9 protein-coding genes, 1 tRNA gene and 2 pseudogenes are annotated in these 11,779 nt (G+C 69.7%); 8 read left to right on the top strand and 4 right to left on the bottom strand.

Annotation, left to right across the window (positions count from 1 at the left end; genetic code table 11):
* Positions 1–141 precede the first annotated feature (141 nt).
* From GVN67_RS25145 to GVN67_RS25120, 6 genes are all read left to right on the top strand, one after another.
* A tRNA-Leu gene (locus GVN67_RS25145) sits at positions 142–224 on the top strand.
* 90 nt (positions 225–314) lie between these two features.
* Complete coding sequence (locus GVN67_RS25140; RefSeq protein ID WP_160000062.1) at positions 315–2,576, top strand: NADP-dependent malic enzyme; 2,262 nt, start codon at positions 315–317, stop codon at positions 2,574–2,576.
* Positions 2,577–2,927: 351 nt separating this feature from the next.
* Entirely contained in the window at positions 2,928–3,797 is an 870-nt protein-coding gene (galU, locus tag GVN67_RS25135) for a UTP--glucose-1-phosphate uridylyltransferase GalU (protein WP_160000061.1), read from the top strand.
* A 12-nt stretch (positions 3,798–3,809) separates the two neighbouring features.
* Positions 3,810–5,114, top strand: a complete 1,305-nt coding sequence (locus GVN67_RS25130; protein ID WP_160000060.1) for a UDP-glucose/GDP-mannose dehydrogenase family protein — start codon at positions 3,810–3,812, stop codon at positions 5,112–5,114.
* Positions 5,115–5,134: 20 nt separating this feature from the next.
* The gene (gene pgmG, locus GVN67_RS25125) at positions 5,135–6,547 is read left to right on the top strand and encodes a phosphoglucomutase/phosphomannomutase PgmG (protein WP_160000059.1); all 1,413 of its coding nucleotides are present in this window, start codon (positions 5,135–5,137) and stop codon (positions 6,545–6,547) included.
* A gap of 81 nt (positions 6,548–6,628) precedes the next feature.
* Entirely contained in the window at positions 6,629–7,735 is a 1,107-nt protein-coding gene (locus GVN67_RS25120) for a DSD1 family PLP-dependent enzyme (protein ID WP_160000058.1), read from the top strand.
* Positions 7,736–7,774: 39 nt separating this feature from the next.
* Here GVN67_RS25120 and metW read toward each other — a convergent pair whose 3' ends face one another.
* Positions 7,775–8,392, bottom strand: a complete 618-nt coding sequence (gene metW / locus GVN67_RS25115) for a methionine biosynthesis protein MetW (RefSeq protein WP_160000063.1) — start codon at positions 8,390–8,392, stop codon at positions 7,775–7,777.
* Between the two features lie 204 nt (positions 8,393–8,596).
* Between metW and GVN67_RS25110 the strand changes: the two genes are divergently transcribed.
* Positions 8,597–9,469, top strand: coding sequence for a Hint domain-containing protein (locus tag GVN67_RS25110; RefSeq protein WP_160000057.1), 873 nt, complete (start codon positions 8,597–8,599; stop codon positions 9,467–9,469).
* On the opposite strand, the gene GVN67_RS25105 is transcribed toward GVN67_RS25110, so the two are convergent.
* Positions 9,453–9,926 (bottom strand): GNAT family N-acetyltransferase, encoded by a 474-nt coding sequence (locus tag GVN67_RS25105; protein WP_160000056.1) that lies wholly within the window; start codon positions 9,924–9,926, stop codon positions 9,453–9,455. The genes GVN67_RS25110 and GVN67_RS25105 overlap by 17 nt on opposite strands.
* A gap of 17 nt (positions 9,927–9,943) precedes the next feature.
* A complete protein-coding gene (locus GVN67_RS25100; RefSeq protein ID WP_160000055.1) occupies positions 9,944–10,876 on the bottom strand; it encodes a ribose-phosphate pyrophosphokinase in 933 nt (310 codons plus the stop codon).
* A gap of 221 nt (positions 10,877–11,097) precedes the next feature.
* On the opposite strand from GVN67_RS25100, the pseudogene GVN67_RS30205 reads away from it, so the two are divergent.
* Positions 11,098–11,568 (top strand): annotated as a pseudogene (locus GVN67_RS30205) (DUF1826 domain-containing protein); the annotation flags it as partial.
* An 81-nt stretch (positions 11,569–11,649) separates the two neighbouring features.
* Here GVN67_RS30205 and GVN67_RS25095 read toward each other — a convergent pair.
* Positions 11,650–11,779 (bottom strand): annotated as a pseudogene (locus tag GVN67_RS25095) (phosphoribosylpyrophosphate synthetase); the annotation flags it as partial.

Here is an 11,779-nt window from a genome sequence, read left to right as displayed (position 1 = left end):
GGGCGGCGGGCGGGCATTCACGCGTCATGCCGCGCGAGATGGCAGATTCCGGCGAAATATCCACCGGAACTTTGCCACGGCCCGTTGCTCCCCTGCCGTTCATTCGCTATACGCCCGTCCCTGTCGATACCTTACCATTGTGCGGCCATGGCGGAATGGTAGACGCGTCAGCTTGAGGTGCTGGTGGGGGCAACCCCGTGGAAGTTCGAATCTTCTTGGCCGCATATTTTTCCTAATCGCCCCGCTTGCCATCCGGTCCAGGTCCCTTGTGGGCCGCCGCCGGCTCCGTCATCGTCCGGGGCACGGAGGTGCCTATGGACGAGGATTTTCGTAAGGCCGCGTTGGACTACCACCGGCTTCCCCGCCCCGGGAAGCTCAGCGTGGAAGCGACCAAGCGCATGGCCACCCAGCGCGACCTGGCCCTGGCCTATTCGCCCGGCGTCGCTGCCGCCTGCGAGGCCATCGTTGCCGACCCCGCCGCCGCCTATGAGATGACCACCCGCGGCAACCTGGTCGCGGTGATCACCAATGGCACGGCCGTGCTCGGCCTCGGCGCCATCGGCGCGCTGGCCTCCAAGCCGGTGATGGAAGGCAAGGCGGTCCTCTTCAAGAAGTTTGCCGGGATCGACTCGATCGACCTGGAGGTCGAGGAACGCGACCCGCAGAAGTTCATCGAGGCCGTGGCCGTGCTCGAGCCGTCCTTCGGGGCGATCAACCTCGAGGACATCAAGGCCCCCGAGTGCTTCGAGATCGAGCGCGCCCTGCGCGAGCGGATGAAGATCCCGGTCTTCCACGACGACCAGCACGGCACCGCCATCATCGTCGCCGCCGCGGTGCGCAACGGGCTGCTGGTGCAGGGCAAGTCGATCGCCGAGGCCAAGATCGTCACCTCGGGCGGCGGCGCCGCGGCGCTGGCCTGCCTCGACCTGCTGGTCGCCATGGGCGCCCAGCGCGAGAACATCACGGTCACCGACATCAAGGGCGTCGTCCATATCGGCCGCAACGAGCTGATGGACCCCTACAAGGACCGTTATGCCCGGCAGACCGACCAGCGCACGCTGGAGGACGCCCTGCCCGGCGCCGATGTCTTCCTGGGCCTGTCCGCGCCCCGCGTGCTGAAGCCCGAGTGGCTGCCCCTGCTGGCGCCGAAGCCGCTGGTCCTCGCCCTGGCCAACCCGGAGCCGGAGATCCTGCCCGAGGCGGTGCGTGCCGCGCGGCCGGACGCGATCGTGGCCACCGGCCGGTCGGATTACCCGAACCAGGTCAACAACGTCCTCTGCTTCCCCTTCATCTTCCGCGGCGCCCTCGATGCCGGGGCGACCACCATCAACGAGGAGATGAAGGTCGCCGCCGTCGAGGCCATCGCGCGCCTCGCCCGCGTCGAGGCCTCCGAGGTGGTGGTCGCGGCCTATGGCGGCCAGGCGCCGATCTTCGGCGCCGACTATATCATCCCGAAGCCCTTCGACCCGCGGCTGATCCTGGAGATCGCGCCGGCCGTGGCGCGCGCCGCCATGGACAGCGGCGTCGCCACCCGGCCGATCACCGATTTCGTCGCCTATCGCGAGACGCTGGAGCGCTTCGTCTATCGCTCCGGCGACCTGATGCGCCCGGTGATCCATGCCGCCCGCAAGGCGCCGAAGCGCGTCGCCTATGGCGAGGGCGAGGATGAGCGGGTGCTGCGCGCCGTGCAGTCCGTGCTGGATGACGGCATGGCCGAGCCGGTGCTGGTCGGCCGCCGCGCGGTGATCGAGGCCAAGGTCAAGTCCATGGGCCTGCGCATGGACCTGACCGAGAGCGTCCGCGTCGTCGACCCGACCGAGGACCACGCCCTGTTCGCGCCGCTGGTCGAGCTGTTCCGCGGCAAGGTCGGCCGCCGCGGCGTGCCGCCCGATGCCTGCGAGCGCTTCGTCCGCACCCGCCCCAGCGTCGCCGCCGCCCTGCTGCTGGAGGCCGGCCATGTCGATGCCGCCATCGTCGGCGGCCAGGGCGAGTGGATGCGCACCTGGCACCAGGCCTATGACGTCATCGGCAAGCGCGCCGATGCCAGCCGGGTCTATGCGCTGACCGGGGTGATCCTGCCGGCGGGGACGCTGTTCTTCGTCGACACCCACCTGCTGGTCGATCCGACCGCCGAGCAGGTGGCCGAGATGACGCTGCTGGCGGCCGAGCAGGTGCGCGCCTTCGGCATGGTGCCCAAGGTCGGGCTGCTGTCGCATTCGTCCTTCGGCGCCAGCCAGGCGCCCTCGGCCCGGAAGATGCGGGAGGCGCTGAAGCTGATCCGCGCCGCCGCCCCCGAGCTCGAGGTGGATGGCGAGATGCATGCCGATGCGGCGCTGGTCCCGGCGATCCGCGACCGGGCGGTGCATGACAGCCCGCTGACCGAATCGGCCAACCTGCTGGTCATGCCAAACCTGGATGCGGCCAACATCGCCTACAACCTGGTCAAGGCGGCGGCCGACGGGCTGCAGCTCGGCCCTATCCTGCTGGGCATGGCCAAGCCGATCCATGTCCTGGTGCCCAGCGTCACCGCCCGCGGCATCGCCAATCTGACGGCGCTGGCCTCCGCCCAGGCCTGAGCTTCGGCCCCCTGGCCGGGCCGGCCCGCCCCCGGGAGCATCCGCTTCCGGGGGCTTTTTCATGCCGGCAGCGCAGCGAATCGAGGCTGGCCGCCTCTGCGATGAAATCGGCGTCGATTATTTCAGCGCCGGCTGATCTTCTGGCCGCGGCGACCGTTATCCCCCGGTTTTTTCACGCCACCTCGCAACCGGAGGCCGCGGATAAGCTTCTGCTCGGGCGAAGTTCATCGTTTTGGCGCGGTTGCATGAATTGCCGGCAGGTTAACGGCATGGCAATTCTGCGCCGAGCAGCCATGATTCCGCCGTTTCCCCGTGCTGGGATGCCGCGACCTTAGCCAGGAGTCCTGCCGTATGACGAAACCCCTGAAGAAGGCCGTGTTGCCCGTGGCCGGCCTCGGCACGCGCTTCCTGCCCGCCACCAAGGCGCTGGCCAAGGAAATGCTGCCGGTCGTCGACAAGCCGCTGATCCAGTATGCGGTGGAAGAGGCGCGGGCCGCCGGCATCGACCAGTTCTGCTTCGTCACCGGCCGCGGCAAGACCGCCATCGTCGAGCATTTCGACGTGGCCTATGAGCTGGAGCGGACGCTGCACGAGCGCGGCAAGCACGACATCCTGGAGGACCTGCGCCGCCAGTCGCAGCTGCCGGGCAGCATCACCACGGTGCGGCAGCAGGTGCCGATGGGCCTGGGCCATGCCATCTGGTGCGCCCGCAGCTTCATCGGCGACGACCCCTTCGCCATCCTGCTGCCCGACGACCTGATGCTGTGCAAGACCTCCTGCACCCAGCAGCTGGCCGAGGCCTATTACGAGACCGGCGGCAATGTCGTGGCCATCGAGGAAGTCCCGATGGAGCGCGTCAACAAGTACGGCGTGCTGGACGTGGCCGAGGACAAGGGCCGGCTGGTCTCGGTCAAGGGCCTGGTCGAGAAGCCGAAGCCCGAGGTCGCCCCCTCCAACCTGACCGTCATCGGCCGCTACGTGCTGATGCCGGAGGTGCTGCCCTTCCTGGCGCTGATGGAAAAGGGCGCCGGCGGCGAGGTGCAGCTGACCGACGCCATGGCCAAGCTGATCGGTACCCAGCCCTTCCACGGCCTGCGCTACGAAGGCCGCCGCTTCGATTGCGGCGACAAGATCGGCTACCTGGAGGCGCAGATCGCCTTCGCCCTGCAGCGGCCCGACCTGGCCCAGGCCGTGCACGACTTCCTGCCCAAATACGTCTGAGGCCGCGGCCCTATGCGCATCGCCATGATCGGGGCCGGCTATGTCGGCCTCGTCTCCGGAGCCTGCTTCGCCGAGTTCGGCACCGATGTCTGCGTCGTCGACACCGAGATCAGCAAGATCGAGGCGCTGCGCGAGGGCCGCATCCCCATCTATGAGCCCGGCCTCGACAAGCTGGTGGCCGAGAACGTGGCCGAGGGCCGGCTGACCTTCACCACCGACCTGAAGGAAGCCGTCCGCGGCGCCGAGGCGGTTTTTCTGGCCGTCGGCACCCCGACCCGGCGCGGCGATGGGCATGCCGATCTTTCCTACGTCTTCGCCGCCGCCGAGCAGGTCGCTCTCGCTGCCGAGGGGCCGATCGTCCTCGTCACCAAGTCGACCGTGCCCGTCGGCACTGGCCGCAAGGTCAAGGAAATCGTCCGCAAGGCGCGGCCGGACCTGGCGATCGAGGTCGCCTCGAACCCGGAATTCCTGCGCGAAGGCAATGCGATCGGCGATTTCATGCGCCCTGATCGCGTCGTCGTCGGCGTCGATTCCGAGCGCGCGCTGACCGTGCTGAAGAAGCTCTACCGCCCGCTCTACCTGATCGAGACGCCGGTGCTGGCCACCGCGCTCGAGACCGCCGAGCTGATCAAGTATGCGGCGAACGCCTTCCTGGCGGTGAAGATCACCTTCATCAACCAGATGGCCGATCTCTGCGAGAAGGCCGGCGCCAACGTCCACGATGTCGCCCGCGGCATGGGCCTCGACGGCCGCATCGGCCGCAAGTTCCTGCATGCGGGGCCTGGCTATGGCGGCTCCTGCTTCCCCAAGGACACGCTGGCGCTGGCCCGCACCGCGCAGGAGCTGGGCGCGCCGGCCACCATCGTCGAGCAGACCATCGCCGCCAACGAGGCCCGCAAGGCGCAGATGGCCGAGCGCGTCATCGCCGCCTGCGGTGGCTCGGTCGCCGGCAAGACCATCGCGGTGCTCGGCGTGACCTTCAAGCCGGAGACCGACGACATGCGCGACGCGCCGTCGCTGGTCATCCTGCCCGCCCTGATCGCCGCCGGCGCCAGCGTCCGCGCCTATGACCCGCAGCCCGCCCATGGCAAGCAGTCGCTGCCGGCCGGCGTGCATTGGGCGACGAATGCGCTGGATGCCGCGAAGGATGCCGACGCCCTCGTCCTCATCACCGAGTGGAACGAGTTCCGCGCCATCGCGCCCCAGAAGCTGAGCTCCGCGATGACCGGCCGCGTCATCTGCGACCTGCGCAACGTCTGGGACCCCGAGGCGATGCGCGAGGCCGGCTTCGACTATTCCTCGATCGGCCGCCCCTGATTTCCTGAAGGAACACCTGGATGCCTGCTTTCCACCACGCGTTCCATCCGACCTCGCTGCGCGAATACGACATCCGCGGCATCGTCGGCAAAACCCTGTCCGGGGCGGATGCCTTCGCCATCGGCCGCTGCTTCGGCAGCATCGTCGTGCGCCAGGGCGGCAAGAAGGTCGCGGTCGGCTATGACGGCCGCCTGTCCTCGCCCGAGATGGAGGCCCAGCTGGTCGCGGGCCTGGTCGCCTGCGGCCTCGAGGTCGCCCGCGTCGGCTGCGGCCCGACGCCGATGCTGTATTTCGCTGCCTATGAGCTCGGCGCCGACGGCGCCGCCATGGTCACCGGCAGCCACAACCCGCCGGACTACAACGGCTTCAAGATGATGCTGGGCAAGAAGCCCTTCTTCGGCGAGCAGATCCAGGAGATCGGCCGCATGGCCGAGGCCGGCGACGTGGTGGCCGAGGCCTCCGGCAGCTCGACCAAGGTCGATGTCTCCGACGCCTATCTCGCCCGCCTGCTGAAGGATTACGACGGCGGCGAGCGCGCGCTGAAGGTGGTCTGGGATCCGGGCAATGGCTCGGGCGCCGAGATCACCCAGCGCATGGTGGCCAAGCTGCCGGGCCACCACACCATCATCAATGGCGAGATCGACGGCACCTTCCCGGCGCATCACCCCGACCCCACCGTGCTGAAAAACCTGGCGCAGATCATCGCCGAGGTGAAGAAGCAGGGCGCCGATCTCGGCATCGCCTTCGACGGCGACGCCGACCGCATCGGCGCGGTCGATGGCGAGGGCAACATGCTGTTCGGCGACCAGCTGCTGGTGGTCCTCGCCCGCGACGTGCTGAAGAACCATCCGGGCGGCACCATCATCGCCGACGTCAAGGCCAGCCAGGTGCTGTTCGACGAGGTCGCCAAGGCCGGCGGCACGCCGCTGATGTGGAAGACCGGGCATTCGCTGATCAAGGCGAAGATGGCCGAGACCCGCGCGCCGCTGTCGGGCGAGATGTCGGGCCATATCTTCTTCGCCGACAAGTGGTACGGCTTCGACGACGCGCTGTACGGCGCGATCCGCCTGCTGGGCATCCTGGCCCGCGCCGACCAGTCGCTGGCCGAGATGCGGGCCGGCCTGCCGCAGGTGCTGAACACGCCGGAGCTGCGCTTCGACTGCCCCGACGAGCGCAAGTTCGGCGTCATCGCCGAGGTGAAGGAGCGGCTGGCCCAGTCCGGCGCCAAGGTCAACGACGTCGACGGCGTGCGCGTGCTGACCGAGGATGGCTGGTGGCTGCTGCGCGCCTCCAACACCCAGGCGGTGCTGGTGGCCCGCGCCGAGGCCAAGACCGAGGAAGGGCTGGAGCGGCTGAAGCGCGACATCGCGACGCAGGTCGAGGCCTCCGGCCTGCAGGCGCCGGACTTCTCCGGCGAGAACGCCGGCCACTGACCAAGCAGGCCAGGGGCGCCCAGCCCCTGGCCGTCCACCCGCGGCGGGTCTAGCCTTCGCTTCTTTTCGCGAGGCTGGCCCATGCTGCAACGTCCCCCCGCCGAACCCGGCATGCGCGAGGATGAGGTCGACACCCCGGCCCTGATCCTCGACCTCGACGCCTTCGAGGCCAATCTGGACGCGATGGCCGGCTTCCTGGCGCCAACGGGGACCAAGCTGCGCGCCCATGCCAAGACCCACAAGTCGCCGATCGTGGCGCTGCAGCAGATCCGCCGCGGCGCCGTGGGCCAATGCGTGCAGAAGGTCGCCGAGGCCGAGGCGCTGGCCTGGGGCGGCGTGCCCGACATCCTGGTCAGCAACGAGGTCGTCTCGCTGAAGAAGCTGGCCCGCCTGGCGGCGCTGTCCCGGCTCAGCAAGATGGCGCTCTGCGCCGACAACCACGACGCCGTGGCGCTGATCGAGCAGGCCGCCGAGGCCGCGGGCCTGCGCATGACGGTGCTGGTGGAGATCGATGTCGGCGCCGGCCGCTGCGGCGTGCCACCCGGGCCGGAGGCGGTGGCGCTGGCCCAGCGCATCGCCCGCAGCCCGCATCTGATCTTCGGCGGGCTGCAGGCCTATCACGGCAGCGCGCAGCATATCCGCACCCCTGGCGGCCGGGCCGAGGCCATCGGCCACGCCATCGAGCAGACCCGCCGCACGGTGGAGCAGCTGCGCCAGCAGGGGCTGGACTGCGCCATCATCGGCGGCGCCGGCACCGGCACCTTCCGCCACGAGGCCGCCAGCGGCGTCTATAACGAGATCCAGGCCGGCTCCTATGCCTTCATGGATGCCGATTACGCCGCCAATGAGGAGGCGCCGCCGTTCCGCCATGCGCTGTTCGTGCTGGCCCAGGTGATGAGCCGGCCGCGCGCCGATTTCGCGGTGCTGGATGCCGGCCACAAGGCGCTGCCGACCGATAGCGGCTTCGCCAGGCCCTGGCAGCGCCCCGGGCTGCGCTATGTCGGGGCGTCCGACGAGCATGGCAACCTGAAGGTCGAGGACGGCGTCGCGCCTGTGTTGGGCGAGAAGCTGCGGCTGGTGCCCGGCCATTGCGACCCGACGATCGATCGCTACGACTGGTTCGTCGGCGTGCGTGGCGGCCGGGTCGAGTGCCTGTGGCCGATTGCGGCCCGCGGCGCGATGAGCTGACGTGGGGGTCCGGGGGCATTCAATGCCCCCGGCGGGGTTTCAGGGGCGGCGCCCCTGATCTTTCTTCTTCAGAAGGAAGAGCGCCTGCTCGCCGAAGAAGTTGGCGAGCTTCACCGATTCCTTCCAAGGCGCCTTGGCCCCCTTCTCGTCGATCGCGAGCCATTGCTCGATGGCGTAGCCGTCGCGCTCGCAGAGGTCGACGAAGTCCAGGATGGTGCAGGGGTGGATATTGGGCGTCTCGTACCAGGGCCGCCCCCAGGTCTCGGTCATCGGCATGCGCCCGGTCAGCATCAGCCGCAGCCGCACTTCCCAATGGCCGAAATTCGGGAAGGAGATGACGGCGTGGCGGCCGATGCGCAGCATCTGGCGCAGCACCTCGCGCGGCTTCTCGACCGCGTGGATGGTGCGGGAGAGGACCACGAAGTCGAAGGCGTCGTCGGGGTAGAAGGCCAGGTCGTTGTCGGCGTCGCCATGGATCACGGCCAGACCTTGCGCCACCGCCGCGGTGGCCTGGGCCATGTCGATCTCGATGCCGCGGGCGTCGGCGCGCTTTTCCCGGGTCAGGTGCTCGAGGAGCGCGCCGTCGCCGCAGCCGATGTCGAGGATGCGGGCCTCGGGGGTGATCATCTCGGCGATCAGGCGCAGGTCGAGGCGCATGTTCTTGGCGACGTAGCGCACCGGTTCCGGGGTGTCGGGCAACAGCGCGGCTCCTGACCTCAGCGGGATGGGCGGATGGTTACCGCCGGCGGCGGCGCGAGTCGACCCGGGAGCGCGGCGGAGGAATCGCCATGTTCAAGCTATGATTAACATACTACCGTGCTGATGGAACCGGTGCGGAGCTTTCCGCAGGAAGGACGACGCATGGCCACCTACGCGACCGCCTACTACGCGACCGTGACCTTCGATGGCACCAGCTACACGATCACCAATGTGCTCGCGCAGGCGGCCACCACGACCGACAATGATGGCGCCAGCGACAATTTCGCCGTCGACGAGAATATCGACATCATCTTTGCCAGCGCACCGGAATCGCCGCAGCCGGCGATCTATGCCGGCTCCTTCGGCGACGGGGTCCTGGTGTCGGCCGGGGCGGACGGCATCAGCTTCGTCCTGCTGTCGAACACCGCCTATGCGCAGGGCAGCAGCATCACCCCGAACCGGTCCGACAGCTTCGCCACCTGCTTCCTGGCCGGCACGCGGATCGCGACGCCGGAGGGCGAGCGCGCCATCGAGACGCTCTCCATCGGCGACCGGGTGCTGACCGCCACCGGCGAGGCGCTGCCGATCCGCTGGATCGGGCGGCAGACGGTGGTCGCGGCCTTCGCCGATCGCGCCCGCGCCTGGCCGGTGCGGATCGGCGCCGGGGCCCTGGGCCAGGGGTTGCCGCGGCGCGACCTCTTCGTCTCGCCGGACCATGCGCTGCTGGTCGAGGGGCTGCTGGTCCAGGCGGGCGCGCTGGTCGGCCAGCCCGGCATCGCCCGGGTGACGCAGCCGGCGCCGCGCTTCACCTATCACCACCTGGAACTGCCGAAGCACGCGCTGGTGCTGGCCGAGGGCGCCGCGGCCGAGAGCTTCGTCGACAACGTCACCCGCGCCCGCTTCGACAATTTCCCGGAATACGTGGCACTCCATGGCGACACGCCGGCGGCGACCGACGAACTGCCCCTGGCCCGGGTGAAGTCGGCGCGGCAACTGCCCGCCAGCTTGCGGAACAGCCTCAGTCGAGCGGCTTGATCAGCTCGGTCGTATACGGGGAAAAACCGAAGCGCTGATAGGCGGCCTGGGCACGGTCATTGCCGATCACCACGCCGATCAGCATCCGCTTCATCCCGCGGGCGCGGGCCAGGCGCTCGGCCTCGGCCAGCAGGGCGCGGCCCAGCCCCTGGCTGCGCGCCTCCGGCCGCACATAGAGCTCGGCGACATAGGCGTAGTCGCGCTCGGTGACATAGGGCGGGTGGCGCTCGAAGGTCAGGTAGCAATGGCCGATGACGGCGCCATCCTGCTCGGCGACCAGGGCATGGCCCTGGCTGCGGGCGACCTTGGCATCGGCCGCCTCGAGCGAGGCGATCGCCGCGTCCCGGTCGCGCCGCCGGTCGCCGGTGATCCCGTCCTCATGCACGTTGAGGCCCTGGAACTGCTCGACCAGGGCGTCGCGGTCGGCCCCGGTGGCGGCGCGCAGGATCAGGCCCATCGCGCCGCCCCCCGGGATCAGTTGAACAGGGTGGAGACCGAGCTTTCCTCGGAAATCCGGCGCATCGCCTCGGCCAGCAGCGGCGCGATGGTCAGCTGCCGGATGTTGGAGGAGACGCGGACGGCCTCGGTCGCCTGGATGCTGTCGGTGACCACCATGGCCTCGATATTGGCGGCGCCGATGCGGGCCACCGCGCCACCCGAGAAGACGCCATGGGTGACGTAGACCGAGACCGACTTGGCGCCGTTCTTCAGCAGGGCTTCCGCCGCGTTGCACAGGGTGCCGCCCGAATCGACGATGTCGTCGACCAGGATGCAATCGCGGCCTTCCACGTCGCCGATGACGTTCATCACCTCGGAGACGCCGGCGCGCGGGCGGCGCTTGTCGATGATGGCCAGGTCCGTGTGCAGGCGCGCGGCGATGGCCCGGGCGCGGACGACGCCGCCGACATCGGGGGAGACGACCATCAGGTCGCGGCCCTTGTAGCGCTCCAGGATGTCGCGGGCGAAGAGCGGGGCGGCGAAGAGGTTGTCGACGGGAATGTCGAAGAAGCCCTGGATCTGCCCGGCATGCAGGTCCAGCGTCAGCACGCGGTCGGCGCCGGCCTCGGTGATCAGGTTGGCCACCAGCTTGGCGCTGATCGGCGTGCGCGGGCCGGACTTACGGTCCTGCCGGGCATAGCCGAAATAGGGGATGACCGCGGTGACGCGCCGCGCCGAGCTGCGCTTCAGCGCATCCAGCGTGATCAGCAGCTCCATCAGGTTGTCGTTCGCCGGGTAGCTGGTGCTCTGCACCACGAAGACATCCTCACCGCGGATGTTCTCATGGATTTCCACGAAGACTTCCATGTCGGCGAAGCGCCGGATGGAGGCCTGGGTGAGCGGCAGGTTCAGCGCGGCGGCGACCGCCTCGGCGAGCGGGCGGTTGCTGTTGCAGGCGACGATCTTCATGGGGCGAGGCATCTCCGGGCAGCAGGGCCCTGCCGCAGGTCGGGGGGGCGCAGAGTGGCCCGGCGAGGGACGGGCGGGTGGTAGCAACGTGACGATCCGATGTCCATCACTGAGCCGGCGCCGCGGCATGCCGCGCGTGCGATTCCGGGCTGCGCCGCGGCTGTTCCGGGCGTTTCCCGGGCGCCGTGGCGCCGGCGCCATAGCCGCTTGCGTCAATTGTTATGTTATATCATAACGTCTGCATGACCCTGTTCAGCGAAGCATCCTGGGGCCCCGCGCCCCGCCGCAGCGTGGTCGCCGGCCGCGATCCGGCGGTGCTGGGCGAATTCCTGCGCCCCGAGGTCGGGCTGCTGCTGTGGGCCCGGCCGCTGCCCGCCGGGCTTCGTCGCGGCATGCGAGAAATCCGGAGGCCCGGCGCGTCGCTGGAGGCCGAGGGCACGCCGATGGCCCTGCTCGAGTCGCTGCTGGCCCAGGGCGCGACTCAGGGATGGCCGCTGACCGAGGCCTGGCTCGGCGAGCTCGGCGGGCTGGCGCTGCTGCTGGCGGGGCTGGGCAATGCCCCGCGGCTGCGCGCCCGGCTGCAGGCGCCCGCCGCCGAGCCCGCCCCCGGCTTCCGGGACAGCGGGCCGGGCCTGACCCTGCTCTGCACCTATCGCGGCCCGGCGACGCAATGGCTGGCCCCCGGCCACGACCCGCCGGCGGCGATCCGCCAGGCGCCGACCGGCAGCGTGCTGCTGCTGCGCGGCGCCTGGAAGCTGCGCCCGCCCCCTGCCCCTGCCCTTGTAGCGCTCCAGGATGTCGCGGGCGAAGAGCGGGGCGGCGAAGAGGTTGTCGACGGGAATGTCGAAGAAGCCCTGGATCTGCCCGGCATGCAGGTCCAGCGTCAGCACGCGGTCGGCGCCG

Origin of the sequence: Roseomonas sp. 18066 (assembly GCF_902706185.1) — a bacterium.
Classification (GTDB): domain Bacteria; phylum Pseudomonadota; class Alphaproteobacteria; order Acetobacterales; family Acetobacteraceae; genus Pseudoroseomonas.
Note: the sequence above shows the minus strand (reverse complement) of the source record. Positions and strands in the feature narration are given on the sequence as shown.

What these genes read in the sequence shown, in the direction of transcription:
- metW (WP_160000063.1), bottom strand. Translation starts at nt 8,392, where the DNA reads ATGCGCCTCGACCTGCGCCTGATCGCCGAGATGATCACCCCCGAGGCC.
- galU (WP_160000061.1), top strand. Translation starts at nt 2,928, where the DNA reads ATGACGAAACCCCTGAAGAAGGCCGTGTTGCCCGTGGCCGGCCTCGGC.
- GVN67_RS25140 (WP_160000062.1), top strand. Translation starts at nt 315, where the DNA reads ATGGACGAGGATTTTCGTAAGGCCGCGTTGGACTACCACCGGCTTCCC.
- GVN67_RS25120 (WP_160000058.1), top strand. Translation starts at nt 6,629, where the DNA reads ATGCTGCAACGTCCCCCCGCCGAACCCGGCATGCGCGAGGATGAGGTC.
- GVN67_RS25105 (WP_160000056.1), bottom strand. Translation starts at nt 9,926, where the DNA reads ATGGGCCTGATCCTGCGCGCCGCCACCGGGGCCGACCGCGACGCCCTG.
- pgmG (WP_160000059.1), top strand. Translation starts at nt 5,135, where the DNA reads ATGCCTGCTTTCCACCACGCGTTCCATCCGACCTCGCTGCGCGAATAC.
- GVN67_RS25110 (WP_160000057.1), top strand. Translation starts at nt 8,597, where the DNA reads ATGGCCACCTACGCGACCGCCTACTACGCGACCGTGACCTTCGATGGC.
- GVN67_RS25130 (WP_160000060.1), top strand. Translation starts at nt 3,810, where the DNA reads ATGCGCATCGCCATGATCGGGGCCGGCTATGTCGGCCTCGTCTCCGGA.
- GVN67_RS25100 (WP_160000055.1), bottom strand. Translation starts at nt 10,876, where the DNA reads ATGAAGATCGTCGCCTGCAACAGCAACCGCCCGCTCGCCGAGGCGGTC.